Origin of the sequence: Streptomyces sp. SP18BB07 (assembly GCF_036322545.1) — a bacterium.
GTDB classification, from domain to species: Bacteria; Actinomycetota; Actinomycetes; order Streptomycetales; family Streptomycetaceae; genus Streptomyces; species Streptomyces deccanensis.
Genome location: NZ_JAQYWT010000342.1, coordinates 458917 through 482903, shown reverse-complemented (window position 1 = coordinate 482903; position 23987 = coordinate 458917). Strand labels below are relative to the sequence as shown.

Genomic DNA, 23987 nt, shown 5'->3' with positions numbered 1-23987 from the left:
TGTGTTTGCCGGCGGGGATGGTGAGGTTGACGGTCTTGGAGACGGTGGTGGTGCCGTTCTTCCAGAGGTCGATCTTGCGGGCGCCGGTCGTGCCGGGGTCGAGGTAGACGCGGATGCCGTCGAGGCCGGAGGCGGAGAGGGCGAAGGGGCCGCCGGAGCCGAAGTCGCGGGTGAGGGTCCAGCGGACGCCGAAGTTGTTGGTCGGGAGTCCGGTGGCGGGGGCGCCGGTGCCCCAGTTCTGGTCGATCGCGCTGTCGCAGTCCGTCTTCTTCGGGGTGCCGGAGAACGTCGTGTTGGCGAAGAGCTGCCGTTTGAAGACGGGGGAGGTGCAGGTGACGGCCGCGTTCGCCGTCGTGGCGGACACCGCGAGCAGGCCGCCGACGGTGGCGAGCACGACGGCGGTGGCTGCGGCCGCCGTCGAGCGTCTGACTGAGGTCATGGGGTCCTTCAGAGAGGGGTGCCGATCGTCGTCGGCGGGTGACACCGCCGACGATGATCAGACGGTTGGGGTGGGGGGATGGTTGTACGGGGTGGCGGGGCAGAAGGGGAGGGTGGTTCGCGGAGGGCGGTGGTTCGAGGCGGGGGATGCGGGGGGTCGTTTTCTGCGTCACCAGTTCGAGTGAAGCGAGGGCGTTTTCGCAGGTGAGCCTGTGTGGCCGCCTAGCGTGGCGGCGTTGCTTGTGGGTTGAGCACGCCAAGCCCACACTTGAGAGGAGGTGCCACACCATGACCGCGCTGATGCATGAGAGGCCGGAGGCCATGCCTGAGATCAGGACCGACCCCGAGCCGGTCTCGTCCCTTTCCGAACTGGACGAAGTCGTGTGGCAGGCATGGAAGGCCATCGAACTCCCCGAGGGCTACCGAGCCGAGATCATCGAGGGAGCCATCGAGTTGTCGCCCACCGGCCGTCACTCGCACAGTCAGACCGTCAACCTCTTCCGGGACGACCTGGCCGATCACCTGAGGGGTGGGGACTTCGTCGCGAGACAGGACGGGAACATCATCCACGAAGGCCGCGTGTGGGTACCGGATCTGTTCGTCGTGCCGCGGGACAGCGAGCGGTACGTGACCGCTGACGGCCTGGGCATCGTTGCCTCAGCCGTTCGGCTCATCGTCGAGGTCGTCTCTCCCGGCAAGCACAATCAGGACCGCGACCGGATCAAGAAGCGCCGTGAGTACGCTCGCGCGGGAATTCCGGTGTACGTCACCATCGATGACTACGACGGCGGGGGCGCGGTCACGCTTTTCACCCAGCCCCGTCCCGATGTGGCCGACTGGGAAGACATCCACCGTGTCCCGTACGGCACGGAGGTCGTCATCCCGGAAGGGCCTGCCAAGGGCTTCGTCATCGGAGAGGCGATCACGGGGGCGAAGCGGGACTGACTCCCGGCCCGGCCGGTGACGTCCTCGGGCGACCCGGTCAGTCGCCCACGCCGAGCCCTGGGCCGGGGCGCTCGTGGTCGGGTGGCAGTTGCTGGGGCTGCTGGGTGGTGGGGCGCGGCGCCCCGGGGGTGCCGCGTGGACGCATGCCGACTTCCCAGAGGGGGATGTCGGGCGCGGCTCGGTCGGGGGTGGGTGTGGTGGATGCCGGTCGGTCGGGGGTGGGTGTGGTGGGTTCCGGTCGGTCGGGGGTGGGAGCGCTCGGGGTCCGTTCGGCGGTGGGGGGTTGTTGCCGCGGCTGTGCCTCCCTCTGCGGTGGGGTGGCGCTCGCGGGGTCCCCGCCCGGTGCGTCCGTCTCCGTCTCCGTCTCCGTGGCCGTTTCCATCTCCGCGGCCGATTCCGAAGCCAGGTTCGGGCGGCGCCAGCGTTCCGGGATGGTCGACCTCCGTTGCACGGCGCTCTCGTCGCCCGCCTGCGCCGCTGCCACGGCTCGTGCGCGCAGGGCGCTCTGGCGGGCGACCGGGGAGAAGCCGGGAGCGGCGTTGCCCGTCTCGGAGGGCAGACCTCGAAGGCCCATCTCGTTCAACTGCTGCTGGAGGCCCGACTCCGGGGCGAAGATCTCGCGTGGCAGCTGCCAGGAGGCCGCGCCGTCCACGTCGACCCGGTGTTCCTTGCCGTCGACGGTGAAGGTGAGGCCGTAGCCGATGTACTGGTCGTCCTTGTCGAACTGCAGGTCGCCGGAGATCTCACCGCTCCGGTCCCGGACCTCGTTCGCGAGGACCTGGAGGGCGGGCGGGAGCGGGTTGGTACGGCCGAGGCTGGCGACGTAGCCGCCGGCCCGCACCACCTTTCGCTGTATGTTCTTGCCCTCCCCTTCCTCGTAGGCGATTTGGAAGCGGGTCTCCTCGGCCTCCTCGTCCCAGTACGTCTCGATGGCGCCCAGCCGCGCCGTGATGAAGGTCAGCCGTTTCTCGTCGGGCCCGCCGTACGCCTTCTCCATCGCCGGGAACTGGACCTGGTGCCGCAGGGCCGACGGTGGAGGCGCGCCGATGACCGTGACGTGGGCGTCCGGGTTCTGCGTGAGGATGATCTCGGCGTTGGCGACTCCGGTGCCGCCGGAGCCCGCGACGACCCAGTCCTTCGTCTTCCGCGCGTCGAAGCGGTTCTCGGCGACTTCGTCGCCGAGCAGCGCCCGGCCCGGTGCCTCCTCCCGTGCCGTCTCCCACTTCCCCGTCGCGGCGAGGGCGCCGAAGCAGTTGTCGATGCGGGCCTTGCCGGGGCCGAGGCCGGCGGTGAGGGCCTCCATCAGCGGTGAGGACTTCAGGACGTCGAGCACCGTACGGGCGTCCGTGCCGCCCCGTTCGGCGTCGGTCAGCCAGGTCCGTAGGTCGCCCGCGTGGGGCAGGCCCTCGTCCTCCAACTCCCGCAGCCGGTCATCGATCAGCCGCACGGCCTCGGCGCGGCTCTCCACGCCGTCGTCTCCGCGGGGCATGCCGGGGACGACCTCGGGGGTCAGACCGGTGGCGATGCTCGGGACGCCGTCGCAGGCCACCCACAGTGGGGGTGGGGCCTCCTTGCCGTCCTCGGCCGGTCGCTGGATCTCGGCGAGAAGTTCGCCGTTCCGGCCGAGCCGCAGGCGGGCGTGGCCGTTCACCACGTCTCCCCGGGTGGCGAGTTGGTCCTCCCAGATCCGTACGGCGTCGATGGGCAGACGGTGCCCGGGGTGCTCGACCGTGGAGTGCGGGTCGACTCCCATCCACTGGGCGAGGTCCCGGTCCTGATCCGCCGACTGCACGATGCCCTGGCCGGGGTCCAGGTGCCACCGGCCCGCCGCGTCGATCAGCAGCGCGTCCGGGTCCCGTCCTGTCAGGCTGGCCCCGCCGCCGATCACCACGCGGCGGGTGGGGAACTCCCCCTTCGCCAACTGCCCTTCGATGGCCTCCTCGGTGCGGGTGCTGACCTGGGCGCGGTACTCGGCCCATTGCACGGAGGCTGCCTTCAACTGGTCGCGGGGGAGGGGGAGTCCGTTCTGGTCGTAGCCGGGCATGGGCATGGTGACTTCGCGTCGGCCGATGAAGGCCTCTACCTGGCGCTCGGCGCGGAGGGCGGCGTCGCGGGAGGCTTGGAGGGCGGTGGCGTCGGTGGGGTCGAGGTGTTCTATGGGGTGGGCGAGGGTGGCGACGAGGCGTTTCGCATCGGAGGAGAGGAGGTCGTTCGACACGACGTACCGTCTGTTCGCGGCCCGGGACTCGGTCGTGAACCGCTCTGAGTCGGCCATGGGCGCTACTGGCCGGAGACCACACCGGTCGAGCAGAGCTGAGAGGTCGGCACGTGCCTCGGCCTGGTGCTCCTCCGCGAGGGTAGGTTCGGATGCGCGGGCTGCGAGCCAGTTCAGTTCGGCGATACGTCCGTGATCCCGGCTCGACAGTTCGTGCCGGTTGCCGATGTCGGGCTCCTGGTTCAGGAGGTTCTCGCGCACCGGCGCCAGACCCTGACTCGACCGGTCACGAGTGGCGATGAGTTCGCCCACCTCGTGAGCCAGAACACGGGTCAGGAATTCGCTGGGCAGACGGTCGGATATCTGCACGACGTACTGATCCGTCGTCGTGTTCGTCATCGTGCTGGAGATCACTCCGGAGGCCATCGGAATGGCGTCCAGCCACAAACTTGCCGAGCCGCCCTGGGCGTCCTCCAGGGCGAAGTACTCTCTCCCGTCGTCCGAGCGTCTCTCGTCGATCGACTTGAATCGCTCTCCGAGCACGACGGATGCCACGGTCGGAAGTTCACGTTTCACCGCTGCGATCAGGGCGGCTTGCCGGGCTCGCAACCGCGTGTCGGTGACCGTCGTGTCCACGTGATGTTCCTCCCCCGTATCCGCGCAGACGAATGCGCCGAACAACCCTTAGGATCATGTCATGTTGACAGCGCGCTCATCGGCCGAAGCCCACCTGTACATGGACCTGCATCGCTGTGAGTGCGGGTCGGGGGACTTCGACCGTCAGCACCGGCTGGAGCTGCGCGGCGACGTCCTTGTCGCGGTGTACGAGGGTGCTTGCAGGCAGTGTGAAAGAACCCGCCGTTTCGAGTTCCGCATGGCGGAAGAGGTTCCACCGCCGCCGCCGGCTTTCGGTGGTCCGGAGCCGTCGCAGATCATCGACCCAGGGGAGTTTGAGGCAGTCGCGGGTCGACTTGCTGAATCCACTGGAATTCAGCTCCTCAACACGCCTGAGGCCGAGCATCATCAGTTTCGCGACGCGATCGCCTATGTCGTCGCGGCGTACGAGGAGATGCTGAAGTTCCTCCCGCCGGGCGAGAATGCCATTCCGGCCGGCGCCTTTACGTCCGAGGTGGGTAAGGCTCGTTATCGACGCGATCCGGGAAATTATGACCGCGACATTCTGGAGCTGAACGTGCGAGCTGCGCGGGCGGTCCTCAACGACATCGACGAGGTCAGCAACGGTTCGGGGCCCTCCGCGTAGGGCACGGGAGGGCGGATTGCCCGCGAACCGGGCCGAGGGCGGCTGAGCCTGGGCCGTGGCTCATGAGGGCGGGGGCAGCTGGTCCGCCACGAACGTCCCCAGCCCGACTTCGCCCCGTGTCCAGCCCTGCTCCCGAACATGCCGCATGGCCTTCGCCGCCGTCGCGTTCACCACGCCGAACTCCTGGGCGATCTCCAGGGTGGACGGAACCCGGCTCCCTGGCGGATACGTGCCGTCCTCGATGCGCCGGATGATCTCCGCTGCGATCTGCCGCCACAGCGGGCGCGTACGGTCAAGGATCATCGAGTGGACGTTTCCCCGGAGACGGGCGGCAGCGGGTCGACAACATACGTCCCCTTGGCAGCCAGCGTCTCGACCAATCCTCGTTCGCGCAGGTCACGCACAGCGCGCCGTACTGTTCCAGGACTGACCTGGTGCACATCAGCCAGCGCGCGTTCGTTCTCAAGCCGACCGCCGGGCGGGATCTCCCCGCTACGGATCCGGCGCTCCAGGTCCCTCGCGATACGCACCCACTCGTACTCAACCATGCATCGATGATCTGTGCGGGCAGTGCGTTACGCGCACTGGGTAGCACACTGTGCGGACTGTGCATACAGAGCGCACTGTGCACAGGTAGCAGATTGTGCTTATCCTGGGACATGAAAGCGCCCCGGCGGGAAGGGTGAGAGCTTCCCTGCCGGGGCTCAGCCGACTACACAGGAGTCGACCTATGCGCAGCCTACTGGCCGCGATCCTGAGCCTTTTCCTGCCTGCTCGCGGGGTGCACCGTGCCGTCGCGGCGCCCGCCCCCGCCTGCCCGCCTGTTCCCGCATACCGGCCCGCGCCCCCGTGTCCGTTTCTCGGCGACATCGTCAGGGTCGATGGGTCGCCCCTCGTCCGGCCCTACGTCGTCGTCTGGGAGCGTGAGCGGGACGAGCTCGATCGTCGGCGTCTGCAGCGGGCGCGGCGTCGGGCGGCGGTGCTGGCGACGATGGGGCAGGACTGCAGTTCCTGGGAGGCCGCCGTATGAGCGGGCCGCGACTTCGCAGCCTCGGCGTGGACTCGGCGACCGGCCGGGAGGCCTTCGCGGACACGCGGCGCGGAGGCGTTCTCGAAGCGCTGGCCGACGCGCAGGCCTTGAAAGCCGCCGCCGTGCTGGTGGCGGTCGTGGGTGCCGTGCTGGAGGTGGGGAAGGCGTCGGACGCCGAACTTGCCGCCTTCGTACCGGCGTTGTGTGCCGCGCTCGAGGAATGCGTCGGCATCATGGCCATGGAGAGGCAGTGACGGGGGAAGGCCGCCGAACCGTGGAGCCGTAGCGGCGGTGGGTGGTCAGGGTCTTCCTGGGCGCCCACCGCTCACCGCTCGCCGTGCCGTTCCGCGTTCATTCGTTGCGGCTGATGAAGCGTCGTAGGTCGGCGCGGGGGTCGACCTGGTGTGCTTCCTCTCGGTGGGTGTTGAGTTGCTCCGCTGTACGGATGCCGGAGAGGAGCATGTCGTGCATCTGGGAGACCGTATCCTCCTTCGCCCTGGCAATTCGGGCGCGGCCTTCCGCGGAGTCATCGGCCGTCGCGAGCGTCTCGGCCAGTCGGCGTTCCCAGGTCTCGACTGCCCCCCAGGCGTACATCTCCATGTGTCCGGAGCCGGAGTGCTGCAAGGCGACCAATTGCCACCCCTGGTCCTGTCTGTCCTTTGACAGGGAGGTTACGGCGGAGACCCAGCCGACGGCCAGTTCCGCCGCTCGCTGGGCCAGTTCGGGATCCGTCACCTCGGAAGGGGCGGAGGGTGTTTGCGGTTCCGGGCTGTTCATGATCTAGATATTATCGTCTAGTAGACGATAATGGTGAGGGGTTCGGCGAGCGTGCGGATCGGTCGTTGTAGGCGGACCCCTGTCCGAGGGAGTTGGTTTTCTTGTCCGTTGTGAGTAGCGAGCCAGTATCCGGTCCTCAGGTCCACACGACAACGGAGGAGCTGGCGACGGAGCTCGCCGTGCTGACCGAAGTCGACTGGCGGAAGGTCTGGCCGGGAGCAGGCGGAGGCTATGAGCCCGACCCCGCTTGGCTCGCCCAGTTCGACTGGAAGGTGATCGACTTCCGGTGGCGCACCAACGACTGGGGGCCGATCACGGTGCAGACCCGCACCGGGAAACGGCATCACCTCGCCACCCCGACGTCCCATGCGCGGGATTACGACCAGGCCTCCCATCGGCTGTGGACCGGCGGCGATCCTGACCCGCACAGGGGGGTGCACGACAGGGAAGCGGATGAGGCGGCCATGGCGTGGGCCGAGTACCTGGCGGCCGCTCGGCGTGTTCTCGGCGCGCCGACATGGGAGGGGGCCTGGGACGGCGCCAGATTTCCCGTCAGCTTCGGCCGCAGGTACGGGTCTCCTGACGAGCGGCGGCGATACAACCCGTACCGGCTGGCCGTGTGGAATCCGCCGGAGCCCGGCTCCGCAGTGGTCACCATCGAGGTTTTCGCCGACGTCTACGGCCGGCACTCCGTCAACCTGAAGCTGCACGATCCCGCGCGCATCGTCCTGGACGACAGCGATGCCGAGGTGGAGAAGGTCGTCGACGTCACCCGCAGGGGGACGGCTCCAGGGGCCCGGCGAATCTTCGGCGATCCTGACCCGGTGGACATGCCGGACACGACCTGGCAGGACGTGGCCACCCAACTGCGAGCGGTCTCGGCCTGGGACTGGGACGTGATCTTCGGCGACCACCGGTGGAACCGGGCATTCGCCTCGCTCGACGAACTGGAGCGCTGGGCGCGGCGACTCGGCTGGACCGTGTCCGGCGTCGACACAACACAGTGCGTCTCCGTCACCACAGGGGAAGGTCTCTCGCTGTGGCTACCTCCGGTGCTCCGCTACCCCGCACGTGTGAACTGGCTGGAGGCAAAGCTCTGGAGGATCAGCTCCAGGCCCTCGCCCCGTCACCACAGGAACGTGCTCGATCCCGCCGACAGCCTGTGGACGGACTGCGTGGCGGCCGCCACCGAGATCCTGGGCGAACCCGGGTACTGCGGTTCCCCCCACGGATCGGGGTACCCGAAGGAGTGGAAGAGCCGGAGCCAGGGGCTGCGGTTCCCTATCGACACCCGCTGGGTGGCGATATGGCCCTCGACGGGCGAGCCCGCTCCCGCCATCGGGCTCTTCATGCAGGGCGGATTCCTGGAGCGGAGCTACGAAGGCGAAGCCGCACAGCTCGACCTGCGGATCTGGCGTCCGGCCACACCCCGCGTCATCTGACCGCTGCGCCGCGATGTCGTGCGCATCAGATCTCGGGTGGGCGGCAGGTGATGTTGATGAAAGGCCTTCGCAGTTCGCGAGCAGCCGCCGCCGAAGGACCTCGTCGCGGGTCATGCGTATGAGGTGACCGAGGTGGATGACAAGGGGTTGGACCCTACGAGCGACGATGTGCGGGCGGTTCTTCGTCTGGTGGAGTAGTCACCACAGGGATGGGCGACAGGGGTCACTGTCACGGTCGTGAGGCTGTTGCCGCGGCTGCGCCTCCCCCTGCGGCGGGGTGGCGCTCCCGGGGACTCCGGTTTCCGTCTGCGCGGCCGTTTCCCGTGCCTGGTCCGGGCGGCGTCAGCGCTCCAGGATGGTCGACCTCCGTTTCCACGCCACGCTCGTCGCCCGTCTGGACCGATGACACTGCCACTGCCTGTGCGCGCAGGGGGCTGCGGCGGGCGACCGGGGCGAAGTGGGGGGCCGGTCTCGGCGGGGAGGGCTCGGGTGCCCATCTCGGTCGATCAGCTGCTTCGCGTCGAAGGAGAGGGAATCCGTCGACGCCACCGTGCCGTTGTGGCAGACCGCCATGGACCGGCAACGGTGTCTGCGGCGGCAGAGCGCCATGCCGAGGGGCCGTCAGGACCGCGCCCTGGGAGCGACGTCACCAGTACCGGGGCGTCGTGTCGCGCCACACCGGCGACCCGCTGCCGCTGCGCAGCCAGATCTCGCCGTCGTCGGTATATCCCTCATAGCGAAGGCGGCCGTGGAATGCGTGGTTCGCGCCGACCGACCTGGCCACGTCCCGCAGTCGGCGGTCGACCTCAGCACGCGTGACATCCTGGTCGTTCACCCGGAGATATCTGATGGCCCGCGGACGGCCCTGGTCGTCGGTGCCCGCATCCTCGTCCGGGACGAACTCCCAAGCCGGCTGACGGGCCGTCGCCGGGGGCTCCAGCTCGTCCGCCTCATGGGGCGTGGTGGCGAGCTTGTCCCAGAACGCATCCTGGTCGGCCAGGCCCCACAACTGTGCCAGCGGGACTGGCGGGTGCAGCTCGATCGTCCCCCAGACGCTGTATTCGAGGCTTGCTTCTTCGTTCCCCACGGGTCCCCTCTGTGGAATCGCCTGCGGCTGCAGGCGTCCTATCGCTCTGCTGTCGGGATGACGAAGCTTTCACCACTCCACGCTCACCATCGTCATGATGATGGAGGCGGACGGCCCAGCCCGAAGGCTGCAAAGGGACGCCACGCCGGTACTGCAGCTCTTGAGCCGCCTGCGGAACAGAGTCTCCAACTTCTCCAGGCCGCGGGCGGTTGGGTTGGACAAGTCTGCGATGGTCGTCCGGAGCCCGTCGGTCCTCAGTCCAGCTGTTCCGTCGTTCCGTCCGGGTGGATCAGGAGGCGGATCGCGCCGCCGTAGCGGTTGTCCGTGATTGTGGCGGGGGTGGGGGCGCCGAGTTGTTGGGCGCGTTGTTGGAGGATCGACAGGACGACGTCCTGGATGTCGCCGTAGGGCGGGGCGGTGACCGGGACGCCGTCGATGAGGCCGGCGTTGGGGGAGAAGACGTGGACCTGGGCGTCGGACGCGGCGGGGTCCGCGGTCGGCGGGGGCGGGCCCTGGGGCGGGAACGGTTCGGTCATCGGGGGTTGGGGTTCCTTCCGGCTCGCTCGGGTCAGGCGCTCTTCGCCTCTCCCCGCTCGGGGAGGAGGGTGGCGTCGATGTCCTGGACGTTCTCGATGTTCTCGATGTTCACGACGTCCAGGACGCGAGCGTACGTGCCGCGCGAGAGGCGTTGCAGGCGGCCCGACTTGACCAGTGCGGACAGGACGTTGCTGATGGTCTTCGACGGGTCGCCGTAGACGCCGGAGGGGAGGGCGCGCAGGACGTCGCGGGCGGAGAAGGCGCCGGGGAAGCCGGCGACGGCCTTCTCGACGGCCGCGCGGATGCTGGGGGTGGAGGGGGTGCGGCGGGTCTGCCCCGCTCCTGCTCCCGCTCCGGTTCCCACGGGCGGATGGCCGCCGTGCAGGGGGTGTGCCGCCGGGTGGGCCGTGGGCGTGACCGAGCGCGGGAGGCGGTCGTGGATCTCGCGGACGGCTGTGCGGATCGTGGTCAGGTGGGTGTCGCCGGTGTCGTCCGAGGCGGCGGCCAGCATGGTGGCGACCTTCTCTATGTTCGCGAGCGTGGCGGCCAGTTCGCGCAGCAGTGGTTCCAGGAAGTCGCGGCGGAGGGCGGCCACCGGGTCGGTGGTGGCGAGTTCGACGGAGACGGAGCCGGTGAGGGGGCGGCGGGGAGGGAGAGGTGCCCCGTCGGCGTCCGAGGGGGCTTCGCCGTGGTCGGGGAGCAGTGACTCGACGGCTTCCCGTACGGCCGGGATGTCATGGGGGGCCTCGGGACCGGTGTCGCCGCCGGGCATGCACGTCAGCATCGCGACGAGCTGTTCGAGGCTCGTGAGCGCGGGGAGAGCGGAGCGGACCAGCGGGCCGAGCACGGCCTGCCGTACGGCCAGGGCCGGATCCTCGTACGAGAAGGTGATCCGTTGCCCGGCCTCGGCCGCTGCCATGGGTTCCTCGCTCCTGTCGTTCGACGGTCTGGGTGGGTGCGACGGCCCGCCCGGAGGGGGCGTCTGTCTGTGAGTCGGCTGTGTGGTGGTGTGCGAATGCAACAGCGGTGTCAAGGCGGCGCGCGACGGGCGTGCCTTCAACAGGCCTTGATCATGGGCCAGTTGACCCTGGAGCCCCTGGAGCTGGTCGAACGCGTCGAGGATCCGCTCCAGTTCGGGAAGGTCCGGGGCGGTCGGTCGGCGGCCTCCGGTGCGCGTTGCCGTGGACTCGTCGGCGCGGGACCTCAGCCGTGTCAGGCGTCGGGGCACGGAGCCGGAGTCGAAGGGGACCGCGGCGTGGGCCGGCAGGTCGCCGTTCTCGTCGCCGAGGTCGAGCATGCGGCGCAGGGCGCGTCGGTCCTCGCGGGTGGTGGCCGCCGTGTAGCCGTACGGCTCGGCGTACGCGACGGCGTCCTGCAGACATTCCGCCCAGAGGGGGCAGGAGGCGCACAGGTCGCGGGCGGTGCGGAGGAGGACGAGATGCTGGCGACGCTGATCGGGCGAGACGCTTGGGGCTGCCGCCGCTGTGGCGTCCGGGGCGTAAAGGCCGTGCGGGTGCTCCGAGTTGTCCAGAAGCGGGTGCTGGAAGACGTCCGGCCGACGCCGGCACGGCAGGGCCGCGTCGGGTATGTGGGCTTCCCGTACGGCCGCCTTGCGGGCGGGGCGGACGGGCAGCCTGGCCAGCGTCGTATGGCTCGCCATACGCATGAGTAATATCCCCCGTGGTGATCTGTGATCGCGGGGGACTCTAGAACAAATTGTCAAACCCATGCAACGCATGTGCAAAGGGCTGGCCGGAAACGAACAGTGTCGTGACGAACCGTTCACAAGGGCCTCAACTGTCCGCCGTTTTCCGGGCGTCACGGGGTCGCGATCGACGGAGGGCTTGGCCCAGCCGTCTGACCCGTGCCGTCATGGCCTTCGCGGACGCGCCGCGTACGGCGAGCACTCCGAGCACACCCACGAAACCGATGGGCACGCCCGCCTCCGGAACGAACATGCCGACGACGGAGCCGATGACCAGGATCACATCGGCGAGCACGACCGTGACCCCGCGCCGGCCCGGGTGCTCCTTCACCATCCAGGCGCCGAGCAGGGCCATGCCGGTCAGGGCCCAGTAGCCGAACGCGGCGGTTCCGGTGACGGCCGCGCTCGTGGTCATCCGGGCCGATTCACCCACCGCCGAGAAGTAACCGGTGAAGGCGGTGGCGAGGATCGTCGAGGCTAGGGCCAGGAGGAGTTGGGTGCGGCGGCGGAGGAGCCAGACGGCTCCGCCGAGGAGCAGCAGGGCGCAGACCATCACGAAGGACGAGCCGCTCTGCGAGGCGATCGAGAAGAGGGTGTAGGCGGCGGCCAGGCCGAAGACGATGCGGGGGAGCATGCGTACGGCCCAGGGGTCGGTCTTGTCCTGGTGGAGGAGGCGGCGGAGGCGGGACGCACCGCGACTGCCGATACTGCTGGTTCGTGCGTCTGGGGTGCGGCTCATGGGGCTGGTCACTCTCCCATGCCGGCGGCCTGCGCCTGCTCGGGGGCGGGCGGGGCCTGTACGGGCGCGGTGGGGGCCGGAGTGGTGGGGGCCGGGGCCGGCTTGAGGGTGACCCCGGGCAGGAAGTGCATGCCGGCGACGGCCTGCGGCGCGGCTTCCGACGGTGTGCTCGGCTGAGCGGCCACCTTGGCATTTACTTCCACGCCCGGTAGGTAGACCCCGTGGGTGCTGACTGTGTGCTGGGGCTGCTCACGGCCTTCAGCTGCCCATGCCAGGTCTGAGGCGCTGGGCAGGACCACTTCATGGTCCGGGCGCAAATCCTTGATCTCTTCTATGTATCTCTCGACGTCGCCCGCGCGTGCGGGGCCGTCCATCGCCGCTACCCGGGCGCACACCTCAAGAACGGCAGCACGCTGCGCCTCCGGGGTGGGGAGCGACTTGAGGTGCTCAAGGTCGAGGTGGCCGGCTTTGGTCAGCGGGGTGTACTTGGAGCTGGCCTCGTCGTACCAGAAGGTGTGAACCTGCGCTCGAACGGCGTCGGAAGCGAGCAACTCCTGTGTCTCCGGGGCGAGATCCGCGTACTTCTCCATGGGCGGCGGGTACATGAAGGTGACGAGATCCAGCTTGCCGTCCTGGCGGAGCTGCGGGGCTTCTGTCTGGTAAGCGACCGCCCCAGGATTGAGCTCCGCCATGAAGAAGAGGGCTTCGTTCTCGGTCGTGGCCGCGTACTCCTTGGAGAGAACGCCCCAAGTCTCGTAGGCGACCGACAGCCCCGTCTCCCTGTTCAGCTTCAGCGCCGCTCGGACCTTCGGGTCCCATAGATGGAGTTCTTCCAGCGCCTTTCCGCCTGGGGTGCCCTCCAGGTAACGCAGAGTGTCTTCCACGATCGAGTTCTGCGCCTCCGTGTACGAGGCCGCCAGATTTATGCTGTAGAGCTCTTCCCCGGACTCCAGGTCGAGGTTCGGGTGGTTCTCCAGCCGATAGGACCAGAAGGCCGAACGGGTGTCGGGAGTGGGGAGATCGACGTCCTGTGAAGCCGCGAACGCCCTGAGCCGTGCGCTGAGCCGTTCGAGGTATTCCTCGCGTGGCAGGTGCGAGATGCCCTTGCGCAATGGAGCCGCGATCCGCTTGGCCTCAGCCCTGGTCAGGGTGGTGGTGGGCTCGTGCTGCCGATTGCGGGTGTCGTCCAGGACGACTCCCGCCATGTGTGCGTGGATCACACGGCCTCCGGCGGATAGCAGTTGACGTTGATCACGGCGCTTCGGAGTTCGCCCGGGTCCAAGGCCGGTCCCACGTCGATGGTCAGTACAGTGATGCGGCCCTCGGGACCGTCCTCGCGCCACATGGCCATGCGGTAGGGATCTGTGTCCTCCAGCCGGTCCTCGCGCGGCACGAGCCAGTGACGGTCGTGCGGCGGCTCCGGGAAAGCAGGGTCGTCCCAGGCGCCCGCGAAAGCAGGTTCACCGAGGACCGGACGTAGGGCAGCCACGTACGCGGCCCAGGTCTCGGCCGCCTGCCTGAGGACCTCGTCGTTCTGGTCCGTGTTCCGTGCCCACAGCTCCCAACTGGTCCAGCCGAGTTGCCCGACCGGTGCCCAGCCCGCCTCACGTACGGGAGTGAGCTCGATCTCCTGACCTGTGGCAGTGCGGACCGTGAGGACCCGTTCCGCCGATGTGGGCCTCCAGCCGAACAGCGCGCACCAGTCGTCCAGGCCTTGGCCGGGGTTGGGCGGCCCAGCCCAGACAGCGGGCCAGTCCACGTGCTCAAGCCCCTTGAGCTCATCTGCCAGCTGCTCAGGGCTGCGATTGATGTTGGGCGTCGTCATCGTGTCTCGCCTTCCTCGTGCTCCGTACGGCCCCGGGTCATCCGAGCCGCGCCTGGCGTCGGGCCTCCGCGTGGGCGGAGTCGTGGCAGGCGACGCTGATCCTCGCATTGGCCGGTGCGGTTCCCGTGGTCGAGCCCGAGCCGAGGGACATCCTCAGCTCGATCAGCGGCGCCTCAGGTGCCGCGAAGCCCCATACGGCCACCCGATACGGATCCTGGTGCTTCGCGCGCCACTGGGCGCTGGGCCAAGCGCTGGGGCCAGGGAGCTCGGGAAAGTCCGAGGCATCCCAGGTCCTGTCCCAGGCGGGGGCGCCCATGAGGCCGTGCAACGCGTCGAGGTAGGCCGTCCACCGGGCCTGCGTGAGCTCGGTGACCCGCTGGTTCTCGTCCGTGCTGTGGGCCCGCGCCGCCCACAACACATGCTCGACGCGGGTCACCGGTTGACCGAACGAGGCCGAGACGACATGCAAGCGGCCCCCGAGTGCAGTACGTACCCGTAGCCCCGTCTGGAACCACAGCGGCCGCCAGCCGAAGCCCGCGCACCAGTGGACGCGCTTGTCCTCGTCCTCGGGGACGCCCGCCCAGACCGTGGGCCAGTCCACGGCGAAGAACCGCTGCATCTCGCCGACCAACTGGTCGGGGGTGCGGTCGGCGGTCAGGGCGGGCATGGGGTGGCTCCTCGGGGTGGGGCGGGCGTGTGCTGGTCCTGGCGGTCTACTGGACGCGGCCGTCAGGGGTGCGTGGGTCGCGTGGCGCCGGCGTCGGCGTCGGCGGCGTGGACGGACGAGGCGCAGGTGACGGCTCGGGGGCCTTGGCCCGGGGGCGAGGGGTGGTCGGCTCTGGTTGAGGGTCCTGAGTCTGCTGCGAGGTCTGCGAACTCTGGGATGCCTGCTGAGCCGGAGGCTTTTGTGTCGCTTGCGAGGTCTGCTGACCGCTGGAACCGCTGACACGGCCACCACGGGAGGAAGAGGTTGAGGGCGGGGACTGTGGGGGCTCGGTCTCGGCCGGTGAAGCGTCCTTCTTGTCCTTGCGCTGTTCCTGCCCCGACTTGTACGCCGCGTAGGAGGCCTTGCGCTGCTCTCGTTGGGACATGCCGATCCAGCCGCGCTTCTGGAGCGCCTGACGGCCCTTGCGCCCGGTGAGCAGGTTGGCCGCCCCTGCGGCGGTCTTACCCACTACCCGCCCGGTGGCCTTGCTCGTGTTGGCCATGGCTGCCTCGCCCTTGGCGACCACCTTGTCGCTTCCCGCGCTCGCCGCCTCCCGGATGCCCATCGCGTCACCGGCGCCGCCCGCGAACTGAGGGCTGAAGTTACCGCCGAGCAGTTTCTTCAGCATCATCACCACGGCGGCGGTGACCAGAACCAGCATCAACAGCTGCGTACCCAGGGCGATCTGAGCCGGAAGGATCATCTGATACAGCACGAGCAGGACGGTCAGAATCAATCCGAAGCCCGCCCGCAGCACGAAGCTGTGGACGAACGTCTCCAGCCAGCCCTTGAGGAGCTTCTGCTGTGAGGGGTGGATACCGAGGGTGGCGATCAACGGCAGCAGAATGATCAAGATCAACGTGACCGCGTGCCAAAGCAGAGTCAGCGCGCTCAGTACGAGGACCATCACACCCACGATGAAGGCGGCCACGAGGGAGTAGAAGGCGATGCCCACCCGGTCCGTGGCATTCTTGCCCGTCCAGTCGTCGAATGCCACCGGGTAGATGCTCTTGTCTGCGGCATCCTCGCTGACGGCGATGTCCTGGCGGATGTCCTGCCAATCCTTGAATTGGTCGACACCCTTTTCGATGTTGGTCTGGGACTGGGCGACGGCCTGGCGTACGCGGAGATCCGCGCATCGAGGTGTGTCCTGCGCGCCCCAATAGCACTTGTCGACCCGGCCCTCGAAGTGGCAGGACCCGTCCTCGGCGATCGACCCGTTGTCTTTGACCTTGAAGATGCAGTTGTTGCCCACATCCCCGAACTGGCCCAGGGCCCAGGGCCGGAATGCGAGAGTGTCGTACATCGCGCAGCTGGAGAGACGAAGACCCACGTGTCCACGGTCGTCCGTCAGGTCACATGGCGACTGTGGCACCCCCGATGCACCGGACAGCACGGTCGAGGCGAACACCGAGTTGGCTTCGGCTATCCATTTGTCACTGCTCGCGACGAGAGTGTTGTAGGTGCTGCCGGTCAGAAACGCGATGACCGCGATCGTGGTCATAGCGGTCCAGGAGATTCCCGCCCACACCTCGCGCATGTCGCCCTGACGCCACTTCGTGAAGACCCATAGGCCGACCAGAAGGATCACGACCGCTACGGCGGGTTCGAGGACGTTGGTCCTGAGCGTGGTCACGACGTTGTCCCGCCCGGAGTACAGTCCGGCGAACGGACTCGGGTTGGACGCCATTTCCTTGACGGAGATCGAGAACCGGGTCAGGACCTTGGTGCCGTAGAAGATGGAGTTCGCGAGGCCGTTGTTGACGTAGGCCATGACCTCGCAGTCATCAGCTCCACTGCCGTACTCGCCGTTCTCCTGAGCGGCGTTGCCCTTGCCCTTGAAGGTCATGGACCAGTTCAGGCCCCGCATGCCGTTCAGCTCGTACAAGGTGTAGCGCGCGGCGTCCTTTTCCAGCACCGTGAAACCTTCGGAGACGGTGTTGGACTCGTCTTCGAGCCCCTTGGGATCCTCTTCCTGCTCTTTGAACCAGTCCGACTCGGTGTTCTCCCATTGCCTGACCGCGGGAATGAAGCTCTCGCCGTTACTGCCGGGCGAGTCCTTGTGATAGCTCTCGTCCCCGGTGAAGTCGCAGGCGAAGTCCGCGGACGCGGACGTCGGCGCGGCCAAGGTCAGGGCGATCAGTGCCAGCACCAGGAAGAGGCCGGCACGGACGGCTGCGCCGACTTTTCGAATGCGGCGGCTCAGCGCGTTGCGCGGGGGCATCGGAAGTCCTAACGGAGACGGATGAGGTCAACGGCGAAAGCGGTGGGTTCTGTGGCCGTCAGACAAGCGGGATGTAGTTGCTCATGACGCATCCGTCGGCGAGCCCGTCGATCTTCTTGTAACCGCTGGGAGTGGTGAAGCCCGGTCGACAGCTCAGGAACATCATCTTGCTGGGGGCCAGTGCCTGGCCCGTCTCGTCACTCACCGGGACCACGGCGAAGTCCCTCCCGATCAGCAACTGCTTTTCGGCCTTCGCGCTCTGATTCTGGAACTTCTGCATGTCGTCGAGGAGCAACAGCGTGATGTCGTCACCGCCCTCGTCGAAGCAGTGGGCACGTTCCTTGATGCCCCACGAGGGATCCTTGGCCTCGTCCTTCATGTAGTCCCAGTCCGCAGGGTCCGCCTCCAGGTTCTGACAGGCTGCGTGCTCATTGATGAGGGAGGCTAGGGAAGCCATGTCCGACGCGGAGGGCAGCCCGAGGTCTGCCAGGGGGTCGTCCTCGTCGCCGCAGGCGGTGAGAAGGACCAGAGCGGTGAGGGCGGCCGTGCCTGCTGTGAGTATTCGCTTGATTCGCATATGTCTGCCTACTGGTCCAATGGGTCGAGGAGATAGTTGGTCAGCACGCAGCCGTTCGCCAACGCTTTCTCCGTTTGATATCCCTCGGGAGCTTTGAAGCTCGGATCGCAGTTCTCCAGCAACATGCCCGCTTCGAGCAGAGTCCTGCTCGCCACTTCATTCGTGGGGTCGATGATGAAGTCAGCGCCGAAGAAGTAGCTTCCGCCCGCCAGACTCTCCTTCGTCCAGCCTTCCTCCTTCGCCTCCTCTCGGGCCAGTTTGCGGTAGTTCTCCTGGAACGCCTTCATGTCCTTCGGCAGGTAGATGAGCCAGCCGCCCATGTCGGATCGGGTGTTCCCGCAGAATCCCGCCTTGCGGATGGCCCACGGGTCGGCCTCCTCATCGGGGTTGATGGTCTGTTCCGCCGGGCCGAGGAACCCTTCCAGCGGTGTTCCGTTCGCTGACTCGTCATCGGTGAGGTTGTCGCAAGGAAGCCCCGCCCCGGTGATGAATTCCTGGACGTCCCTCAGCGTCTTGGCGCTGGGGCGGCTCGCTTTCTCGGCCTCGGGGGAGGGCGAACCGCTGGCGCGGGAGAAGAACGAACCGCCGTCGCTCTCTTCGGAGTCGGATCCGCACGCGGTGAGCGAGGTGAGCAGGGCGAGGGACACGACGCTCGTGGTGAGGGTCTTGGACCGGAACATGAAGGTGTGGCCTCCTGGGGTGATGGTGGTTCGGGAAGACGTCATGCCGCCGACGGTTCCGGCGTGGCGGACCGTGCCGCCGTCGCCGGGTCCTCCTCCACCTCCTGCAGGAACGTCCAATCCCACACACTCAGCGGCGGATTGACGCCCTGGCGGGCCGGGCGGGTCGTGCCGTTGGTGTCCGTGGCGGCCAGGATCTCCTTGAAGACCAGGTCGACGGCGACCGTGCCGACGCGCTTGTCGGCGTCGCGCTGGAGGCAGACACCGGTGCGGAGTTCCTGGAGCGCGGCCACGACCTTCGGGTCGTCCTCGGGGCGGCCGAGCAGCGGAGCCACCAGGGACGCCTCCTGTGCCGACTTCTGCTTGAAGGCGAAGACCGTGTGGATCTGGTTGGCGCCACCGCTGCGGGCCTCGGAGTCCTCGATCTGGACGAGGTCGATGGCCTGCTGGGTGATCAGGACGGTCACGGCCATGTACGAACGGCCCTGCTTCAGGGCGCGGCGCATCAGGTCGCGGCCCGACTCCGTGGCCGTCACGACGTACGCCTCGTCCACGAACAGTGCCTTCGGGCGCAGACCGATCTCGCCGGTCACCGGGTTCTTCTCGTAGCCGACGTCCAGCATCTGGCTGCCCAGCTCCACGACCGCCATCAGGGCCGTCGCCGCCAGGCGCTCCGCCGGGTTCCAGCTGCGCGGGTCGGAAGCCGCGGGGGACTGGAAGCCGCGCAGGGTGATGACCGTACGGCGCTTGCGCATCGCCGAGAGCGGCTGGGGCTGCTCGGAGAAGGCGAGACGGGCGTAGGGAAGGGTGCGCAGCTCGGTGAGGAGCATCTGCGCGAGCTTCAGGTCCTTCGTCGCCTCCCGATCGCCCGAGGCGAGCGCCTGCTCGTACGCCGTCACGACCTCGTCGACCACCTGCCACAGCGTCGGGCGGGGGACCTGCGCGTCGGCGTCCCGGGCCGTCAGGCCCTGGTCGACCGCCTGGCGCATGGCCGAGTTGTAGCGGCCGACGACCGTGGCCATCGCCTCGATGACGGGGAGGCGTACGCGCTGGTAGTCCTCGTCGCCGAGGAAGCCCCGCAGCATCGACTCGGCCAGCAGACGGCCGGCCGGGACGTCGCGGGCGATCACCCACGGGTCCAGGACGCCCGCCTGGCCCTTGAGGAGGTCGACGACCTCCGTCTCCGCCCAGAACTCCGGGTTCACCGGCTGGAACCGGCTCTGCGGGGTGCCGAGGAGGCCCGCCTCCGCGTCGCCGGAGAACGCAGGGTCGTTCACCTGGGAGCCGAAGGCCAGGTAGTAGCAGAGCTGGGCGAAGTCGGTCTTGGGGTCGATGACCAGGCAGCGGACGCCGGACTCCGACTCCTCGTAGAACTTCTGCAGGGCCAACGACGACTTGCCACCGCCGGACGCGCCTACGATCGCCAGGCCACCGCCGTCGTTTCGCGCCGGGCCGACGTGCAGCGAGTAGTGGACCGGCATCTTGCCCGCCCAGCCGACCAGGTTGCCGACCCAGCCGAGGCGCTTGCCGGAACGGTGCTCGGGGTTGTCGCCCAACTCCGTTCCTGCGGTGGGGAGTCCGGCCCCGAGCTGCTCGACTTCCTGGAGCCGGAGATACGGAGCGATGGGGAGCTTCGGCGCGTCACCCGGGAGTTGCGACTGGAGCAGACGCCACTGCTGGCGCGTCGGGCGCAGCAGCGTGACCTTCAGGTCCTGCTTGAACTGCATCTCCAGGACCCGGCGGCGGCGCTCCAGCTCCTTCACGCTCGGAGCCGAGATCGTGAAGCGGATCTGCGCCTCCATCCCCGGCATCTTGTGCTCCTCGATGTCGTCGACGAGCTCCTGGGCGCGGGTGACCTGGTGGGCCAGCTTGGTGTCGGGACTGCGGCCGGAGTTGGCCATGTCGTTCATCTCGTCGACGAGGTTGCCGCGGATCTTGTCGGCGCGGTCCTTGAACTTCAGGTACGGGATGAGCGTGAACCGCATGTCGATCTCGACTGGGAAGTCCACGTGCTGCGCGGCGTATCGCGCCCACGCCGTCGACTGCCGGAAGCGGGTCTCGGCGGGCCAGTTGGCGGCGACCAGGGTCGTGGTGTAGCTGGTCTGCTGCTCGCCGGTGACCTCGTCGTACTGGTTCAGGACGATGTGCGTCTTGCGGTTCTCGCCCGAGAAGTCGACGACCAGGTCGAAGGCGTTGGGGCCCCAGGCGCGCGAGCCGAGCACCGGCTCGGGCGGGACCGGGAGGTCGCCGTGGAGGGGCTTGCGGATCAGCCAGACGAGTTCCTCGCGGGTGAGCGGGGTGCCCCGGAGGGTGTCCAGGCTTTCGTGGACCTCGATCGCCACCTGTGTCCATTCCGCGACGACGGAGGGCGACAGGTACTCGTCGGCGACCCCGGTCGCGGTCGCGGCCACGTGGTCGGCGGCACCCCGCACACCGCGGAGCAGGCCCGGCTCGTCGTACGGTTCGTCGTCCTCGGACATCACGCCGGAGCCGCCGCTGTTGCGCTTGAGCGAACCCAGCTTCACCAGCAGGACGTTGCGCTCCCGGTTGGCACCGATGCGCTCCTGGTACTCGGCCTTGCGGAGGTTGTAGGCCTTGTAGTTGTCCGTCGGGTCCCAGGCGATCGCGTTCAGGTCCTCCGCCCAGGTCAGCGCGGTGATCGGCTGGTACACCTTGCGGTAGTGACACTCGACGTTGCGGTCACCGCGGGCCAGGTTGAGCAGACCGCGCGGCGGACCCTCGGCCATCGCCTGGAGTTCCTGGGCGTTCAGGTACTCGTCGATGGCGTTGGGCAGGACGAGGCCGGTCCACACCGAATCGCCGTGGACGAAGATCATGTCGTCCGCGTAGCGGTACGGCAGCCGGAGGTCCTCACGCCGTGCCGAGGCACCGGCTCCGGAGGACGACCTGGAACGGCCGGCCGACGAGTTCGCCCGACCACCGCCACCGCCCTGGCCCGGCTTCTTGCTCGACGTGGCGGCCATGATCATGGCGACCACGAAGAAGGCGGCAGCCCCGCCCAGAAGGATCAACAGGAACATGGACATGGAGGAGTCATCCTGCGGTAGTCGGCTTGGTACGGGGTTGGGTCAGCGGGGGAGTACGGCCTGTTCAGCGGGGTGCCGAGAAGGCCGTACCGCGTTCGGCGGCGGCCCGGCGGGCGTCTTCGTAGCGGGCCTGCCAGCGCGGTGCTCCGGGGTTCCAGAGGATGACCTGCCAGTGCAGTTCCTCCGGTTCCTGATCGGCGGAGAGCCCCTGCAGCCGCTTGGGCTGGAACCACCAGTCGGTCCACACCACCAGCTGCTGGCTCAGCGTGAGTGCCGAGGGCAGGGGCCGACCCCAGACGAAGTAGACGGCGAACGGCGGCCCGAAGTAGAGGACCGACGTGAGCATCGACATGCCGAGGAAGGGGAGGAACGCGGACAGGGTGAACATGACGATGAGCCACACCAGCCCGAAGCCGAAGGCCGCACCCAGCGCCGGCAGCAGCAGGCCCGGGAGGGGAATGTTGCCCCAGTTCCAGATCCGCTTCGGCCGGTTGACCAGATCGGTGTGGTCGTAGGCGACCAGCGGCTCGGGCGCTTCCTGCGCCATGGCGACCAACTCCTCCCGTTGACAGCGCTACTGACGGGTCGTCAGCTACCGTTGCCGATCTGGTCGCCGAGCGAGATGAGGAGACCGGCGAGACCACTGGCACCACCGATGACCAGAGCGGCGAGCGCGATCATGCCGAAGCCCTGGAAGGCCTCGCGCATGCCGTCGCCCCGCTTCATCGACATCAGCATGCGGATGCCGAGGACGAGAAGGGCGATGACGGCGACCAGAGTGCCGGCGCTGGTGAGGATGGACTGCACCTCGCCGAACATCTCCTTCATCTTGTTGGTTCCATCGCCGTCGGCGGCCAGGTACATGGTGGTTCCTCTCGGGTGGTGAAGAGCGAGCGATGTAGGTGGGGCGTGGAGGATCAGGGCTTCTGGGGCTTGTCGTCCCCGGACGGCTTGGACGAGCCGGAAGGCGACGCCGAACCCGAGGGCGACGCCGACGGTCCGCCGGTGCCCTCCTCCGGCACGGTCTGCTCGGCGGAGTCGGCCCGGCCGCCCTCCGCGTCGAGCACACCGCCGCGGATGTCCTTGATGAACCAGCCCTGCGCCGTGTTCACGACGGTCATCCGGTACGCGCGGCGCACGGTCGCGCCCTCGGCGTCGGCCCAGGTGACGCTCACACGGAGCTGCACGGCCTGGTCGTTGCCGTAGCTGTACGAATCGGCGCCCTGGAGGTTCTTGGGCACCAGCGCGACCACGTCGTCGACCGTCGGGTCCGTCAGCCGGCCGGCCAGGCCGGCGGTGGCCACCTGTGTGGCGCCGGGGGCGGCGAAGCGGGCCATGGCCGTGGAGTCGGAGGCGCCCCATGCCTCGAAGTAGCCCGGCAGCACCTTCTCCTGGAGCTGTGCCGCGAGCTCGTCGTCGACGACCTCGTCCTTGCTGATCTCGGGCACGTCGGCGCGGGCGGGCAGCGGCATCTGGCCGACGTCGCCGGCCACGCGCAGACCTTCGCCCGTCGCGAGGTCCTTCACGTACACGGGCACGGTGAGCGTGGTCAGGGAGCCGTCCTCGCTACGGACCTGGATCCCGAGGTAGCGGCCGCGGTCGCCGTACTCGGGAAGCTCTTCGAGGGTGCCGTCCCAGACGGCGGACAGGGCGGTGTTGGACCCCTCACCGCTCCAGCCGCACTCGGAGTCGACGCCGGAGGAGGCGTAGCGGGCCAGGTTCTCGCGGCGGTCCGCCTCCGTCTCCGGCGAGTACGTCATGCACAGCAGCGCGTACTGCTCGGCGAAGGTCGCCGCCTGTTGCGTCGGGAACTCGGTGAGGCGGTACTTGGCGGCGTCGTCGGAGTCGAGGCCCGCCGTGACGGAACCCGACGACGCGCCGACCACCATCCCCATCACTCCGCACGAGCCCAGCGCGAACACACACGTGGTGATCAGCAGGGTGGCGCGCAGCGCGACGTGCGTGCGGCGTCCGCCGGCGGGGGCTCGGCCTCCGGGCTTGGGGACGTCGAAGTCGCGGGCGGGGCGGGACCCTGCGGCGCTCGGGGTGGTTCCGCCGACGGTGGCCGGGGCGGGAGTGGCCGGGGCGCCTGAGCGGGTTCCGAGGGTGAGGGTCTGGTTGCCGGCGGCGGGTGCCTGCGGCGCGTGGGCGACGGTCGAAGCCGTGGGAGGGGCGGATGCGGTCGCGAGGGGGGCAGTTGGCGCGCCGCCCTTCTTGCGCTGCTCCTTCGCCGCCTTCTTCTGCTCGTACGCGGCCTTGCGGGCCGCCCGCTCCCGCTCGCGCTTCTCCTTCTTCGACTCGCTCGCGGGGCGCGTCTCGCGCGGCGGCAGCGCCGGTACGGCGGCCTGCCCGGCCTGGGGTGTGTTGCGTACCCAGGCGGCGGCGACCTGCGCGCGGGCCGCGTCGGAGGGAAGCTGCTGCGGTTGGGGGTGGGAGGGCTGCAGGGCGGGGGGCTGGGCCTGGTGCGGGGCCGAGGGCTGACCGTTGCCCTGCGCCTGCCACGCCTGCTGTTGGGGCTGCTGGGGTTGTTGGGGAGGACCGAAGGACCCGGGCTGGCCGGAAGGCTGGCCTCCGCCGACCGCGCCAGCAGGGCTGTTGTGGTCTGTCATCGAGTCGGTTACTCCAGCGAGTCGGTTCCCCGTCCGCCTCGGCGGGCACGACCGCACCGCACGACGGGCCCTGGCCCAGCCAGGTGCGCAGGCAGTGTGACAAAGACCTGTCACCGGGCCGCCGCCGAATTCCTCGCCGGGAG

23 protein-coding genes and 1 pseudogene are annotated in these 23987 nt (G+C 68.6%); 5 read left to right on the top strand and 19 right to left on the bottom strand.

Annotation, left to right across the window (positions count from 1 at the left end; translation table 11 throughout):
- Window positions 1-439 (bottom strand): annotated as a pseudogene (locus PUR53_RS33330) (hypothetical protein); the annotation flags it as partial.
- Between the two features lie 287 nt (window positions 440-726).
- Between PUR53_RS33330 and PUR53_RS33325 the strand changes: the two are divergent.
- Window positions 727-1383 (top strand): Uma2 family endonuclease, encoded by a 657-nt coding sequence (locus tag PUR53_RS33325; RefSeq protein ID WP_329899591.1) that lies wholly within the window; start codon window positions 727-729, stop codon window positions 1381-1383.
- A 37-nt stretch (window positions 1384-1420) separates the two neighbouring features.
- Here the strand turns inward: PUR53_RS33325 and PUR53_RS33320 are convergent, their stop codons facing one another.
- On the bottom strand, window positions 1421-4234 hold the full coding sequence (locus PUR53_RS33320; RefSeq protein WP_329910726.1) for a hypothetical protein: 2814 nt from the start codon (window positions 4232-4234) through the stop codon (window positions 1421-1423).
- 61 nt (window positions 4235-4295) lie between these two features.
- Here PUR53_RS33320 and PUR53_RS33315 point away from each other — a divergent pair, with 61 nt between their 5' ends.
- Window positions 4296-4859, top strand: coding sequence for a hypothetical protein (locus PUR53_RS33315; protein ID WP_193379480.1), 564 nt, complete (start codon window positions 4296-4298; stop codon window positions 4857-4859).
- 60 nt (window positions 4860-4919) lie between these two features.
- Here PUR53_RS33315 and PUR53_RS33310 read toward each other — a convergent pair whose 3' ends face one another.
- Complete coding sequence (locus tag PUR53_RS33310) at window positions 4920-5162, bottom strand: GntR family transcriptional regulator (protein WP_329910725.1); 243 nt, start codon at window positions 5160-5162, stop codon at window positions 4920-4922.
- On the bottom strand, window positions 5159-5407 hold the full coding sequence (locus PUR53_RS33305) for a winged helix-turn-helix domain-containing protein (protein ID WP_329910724.1): 249 nt from the start codon (window positions 5405-5407) through the stop codon (window positions 5159-5161). The genes PUR53_RS33310 and PUR53_RS33305 overlap by 4 nt, the downstream gene beginning before the upstream one ends.
- A 182-nt stretch (window positions 5408-5589) precedes the next feature.
- On the opposite strand from PUR53_RS33305, the gene PUR53_RS33300 reads away from it, so the two are divergent.
- Both PUR53_RS33300 and PUR53_RS33295 read left to right on the top strand, forming a co-directional pair.
- Window positions 5590-5889 carry a hypothetical protein gene (locus PUR53_RS33300; RefSeq protein WP_329899596.1) on the top strand — a complete coding sequence of 100 codons (300 nt, stop codon included), beginning with the start codon at window positions 5590-5592 and terminating at the stop codon, window positions 5887-5889.
- Window positions 5886-6143, top strand: a complete 258-nt coding sequence (locus PUR53_RS33295) for a hypothetical protein (protein WP_329899597.1) — start codon at window positions 5886-5888, stop codon at window positions 6141-6143. The genes PUR53_RS33300 and PUR53_RS33295 overlap by 4 nt, the downstream gene beginning before the upstream one ends.
- Before the next feature lie 97 nt (window positions 6144-6240).
- Here PUR53_RS33295 and PUR53_RS33290 read toward each other — a convergent pair whose 3' ends face one another.
- Complete coding sequence (locus PUR53_RS33290) at window positions 6241-6666, bottom strand: hypothetical protein (protein ID WP_329910723.1); 426 nt, start codon at window positions 6664-6666, stop codon at window positions 6241-6243.
- Between the two features lie 179 nt (window positions 6667-6845).
- On the opposite strand from PUR53_RS33290, the gene PUR53_RS33285 reads away from it, so the two are divergent.
- Window positions 6846-8108, top strand: a complete 1263-nt coding sequence (locus PUR53_RS33285) for a hypothetical protein (protein WP_329910722.1) — start codon at window positions 6846-6848, stop codon at window positions 8106-8108.
- A gap of 646 nt (window positions 8109-8754) precedes the next feature.
- On the opposite strand, the gene PUR53_RS33280 is transcribed toward PUR53_RS33285, so the two are convergent.
- The 14 genes from PUR53_RS33280 to PUR53_RS33215 form a co-directional block, all read right to left on the bottom strand.
- Window positions 8755-9195: a hypothetical protein gene (locus PUR53_RS33280; RefSeq protein ID WP_329910721.1), complete on the bottom strand. Its 441-nt coding sequence runs from the start codon at window positions 9193-9195 to the stop codon at window positions 8755-8757.
- Between the two features lie 254 nt (window positions 9196-9449).
- Window positions 9450-9731, bottom strand: a complete 282-nt coding sequence (locus PUR53_RS33275) for a hypothetical protein (RefSeq protein ID WP_060886765.1) — start codon at window positions 9729-9731, stop codon at window positions 9450-9452.
- A 32-nt stretch (window positions 9732-9763) separates the two neighbouring features.
- Window positions 9764-11398, bottom strand: coding sequence for a WhiB family transcriptional regulator (locus tag PUR53_RS33270; RefSeq protein WP_329910720.1), 1635 nt, complete (start codon window positions 11396-11398; stop codon window positions 9764-9766).
- A gap of 127 nt (window positions 11399-11525) precedes the next feature.
- The gene (locus PUR53_RS33265) at window positions 11526-12176 is read right to left on the bottom strand and encodes a hypothetical protein (RefSeq protein ID WP_329910719.1); all 651 of its coding nucleotides are present in this window, start codon (window positions 12174-12176) and stop codon (window positions 11526-11528) included.
- An 8-nt stretch (window positions 12177-12184) separates the two neighbouring features.
- The gene (locus PUR53_RS33260; RefSeq protein ID WP_329910718.1) at window positions 12185-13396 is read right to left on the bottom strand and encodes a hypothetical protein; all 1212 of its coding nucleotides are present in this window, start codon (window positions 13394-13396) and stop codon (window positions 12185-12187) included.
- Window positions 13393-14001, bottom strand: coding sequence for a hypothetical protein (locus PUR53_RS33255; RefSeq protein ID WP_329910717.1), 609 nt, complete (start codon window positions 13999-14001; stop codon window positions 13393-13395). Before PUR53_RS33255 ends, PUR53_RS33260 begins: the two co-directional genes overlap by 4 nt.
- Window positions 14002-14038: 37 nt before the next feature.
- Window positions 14039-14668: a hypothetical protein gene (locus PUR53_RS33250; RefSeq protein WP_329910716.1), complete on the bottom strand. Its 630-nt coding sequence runs from the start codon at window positions 14666-14668 to the stop codon at window positions 14039-14041.
- Between the two features lie 46 nt (window positions 14669-14714).
- A complete protein-coding gene (locus tag PUR53_RS33245) occupies window positions 14715-16931 on the bottom strand; it encodes a hypothetical protein (RefSeq protein WP_329910715.1) in 2217 nt (738 codons plus the stop codon).
- Between the two features lie 58 nt (window positions 16932-16989).
- Window positions 16990-17508: a hypothetical protein gene (locus PUR53_RS33240; protein WP_329910714.1), complete on the bottom strand. Its 519-nt coding sequence runs from the start codon at window positions 17506-17508 to the stop codon at window positions 16990-16992.
- Between the two features lie 8 nt (window positions 17509-17516).
- A complete protein-coding gene (locus tag PUR53_RS33235) occupies window positions 17517-18188 on the bottom strand; it encodes a hypothetical protein (RefSeq protein ID WP_329910713.1) in 672 nt (223 codons plus the stop codon).
- Window positions 18189-18229: 41 nt separating this feature from the next.
- Window positions 18230-21235 carry an ATP-binding protein gene (locus tag PUR53_RS33230; RefSeq protein ID WP_329910712.1) on the bottom strand — a complete coding sequence of 1002 codons (3006 nt, stop codon included), beginning with the start codon at window positions 21233-21235 and terminating at the stop codon, window positions 18230-18232.
- 64 nt (window positions 21236-21299) lie between these two features.
- Window positions 21300-21782 (bottom strand): hypothetical protein, encoded by a 483-nt coding sequence (locus tag PUR53_RS33225; protein WP_329899611.1) that lies wholly within the window; start codon window positions 21780-21782, stop codon window positions 21300-21302.
- A gap of 41 nt (window positions 21783-21823) precedes the next feature.
- On the bottom strand, window positions 21824-22099 hold the full coding sequence (locus PUR53_RS33220) for a TrbC/VirB2 family protein (protein ID WP_045558205.1): 276 nt from the start codon (window positions 22097-22099) through the stop codon (window positions 21824-21826).
- A gap of 53 nt (window positions 22100-22152) precedes the next feature.
- Window positions 22153-23844, bottom strand: coding sequence for a conjugal transfer protein (locus PUR53_RS33215; protein ID WP_329910711.1), 1692 nt, complete (start codon window positions 23842-23844; stop codon window positions 22153-22155).
- Window positions 23845-23987 lie beyond the last annotated feature (143 nt).

Bases quoted from the DNA above. Each gene is read 5' to 3' on its own strand.
- PUR53_RS33220 (WP_045558205.1), bottom strand. From the start codon at position 22,099: ATGTACCTGGCCGCCGACGGCGATGGAACCAACAAGATGAAGGAGATG.
- PUR53_RS33215 (WP_329910711.1), bottom strand. From the start codon at position 23,844: ATGACAGACCACAACAGCCCTGCTGGCGCGGTCGGCGGAGGCCAGCCT.
- PUR53_RS33250 (WP_329910716.1), bottom strand. From the start codon at position 14,668: ATGCCCGCCCTGACCGCCGACCGCACCCCCGACCAGTTGGTCGGCGAG.
- PUR53_RS33255 (WP_329910717.1), bottom strand. From the start codon at position 14,001: ATGACGACGCCCAACATCAATCGCAGCCCTGAGCAGCTGGCAGATGAG.
- PUR53_RS33230 (WP_329910712.1), bottom strand. From the start codon at position 21,235: ATGTCCATGTTCCTGTTGATCCTTCTGGGCGGGGCTGCCGCCTTCTTC.
- PUR53_RS33245 (WP_329910715.1), bottom strand. From the start codon at position 16,931: ATGCCCCCGCGCAACGCGCTGAGCCGCCGCATTCGAAAAGTCGGCGCA.
- PUR53_RS33265 (WP_329910719.1), bottom strand. From the start codon at position 12,176: ATGAGCCGCACCCCAGACGCACGAACCAGCAGTATCGGCAGTCGCGGT.
- PUR53_RS33305 (WP_329910724.1), bottom strand. From the start codon at position 5,407: ATGGTTGAGTACGAGTGGGTGCGTATCGCGAGGGACCTGGAGCGCCGG.
- PUR53_RS33270 (WP_329910720.1), bottom strand. From the start codon at position 11,398: ATGCGTATGGCGAGCCATACGACGCTGGCCAGGCTGCCCGTCCGCCCC.
- PUR53_RS33235 (WP_329910713.1), bottom strand. From the start codon at position 18,188: ATGTTCCGGTCCAAGACCCTCACCACGAGCGTCGTGTCCCTCGCCCTG.
- PUR53_RS33290 (WP_329910723.1), bottom strand. From the start codon at position 6,666: ATGAACAGCCCGGAACCGCAAACACCCTCCGCCCCTTCCGAGGTGACG.
- PUR53_RS33310 (WP_329910725.1), bottom strand. From the start codon at position 5,162: ATGATCCTTGACCGTACGCGCCCGCTGTGGCGGCAGATCGCAGCGGAG.
- PUR53_RS33295 (WP_329899597.1), top strand. From the start codon at position 5,886: ATGAGCGGGCCGCGACTTCGCAGCCTCGGCGTGGACTCGGCGACCGGC.
- PUR53_RS33300 (WP_329899596.1), top strand. From the start codon at position 5,590: ATGCGCAGCCTACTGGCCGCGATCCTGAGCCTTTTCCTGCCTGCTCGC.
- PUR53_RS33325 (WP_329899591.1), top strand. From the start codon at position 727: ATGACCGCGCTGATGCATGAGAGGCCGGAGGCCATGCCTGAGATCAGG.
- PUR53_RS33225 (WP_329899611.1), bottom strand. From the start codon at position 21,782: ATGGCGCAGGAAGCGCCCGAGCCGCTGGTCGCCTACGACCACACCGAT.
- PUR53_RS33275 (WP_060886765.1), bottom strand. From the start codon at position 9,731: ATGACCGAACCGTTCCCGCCCCAGGGCCCGCCCCCGCCGACCGCGGAC.
- PUR53_RS33240 (WP_329910714.1), bottom strand. From the start codon at position 17,508: ATGCGAATCAAGCGAATACTCACAGCAGGCACGGCCGCCCTCACCGCT.
- PUR53_RS33315 (WP_193379480.1), top strand. From the start codon at position 4,296: ATGTTGACAGCGCGCTCATCGGCCGAAGCCCACCTGTACATGGACCTG.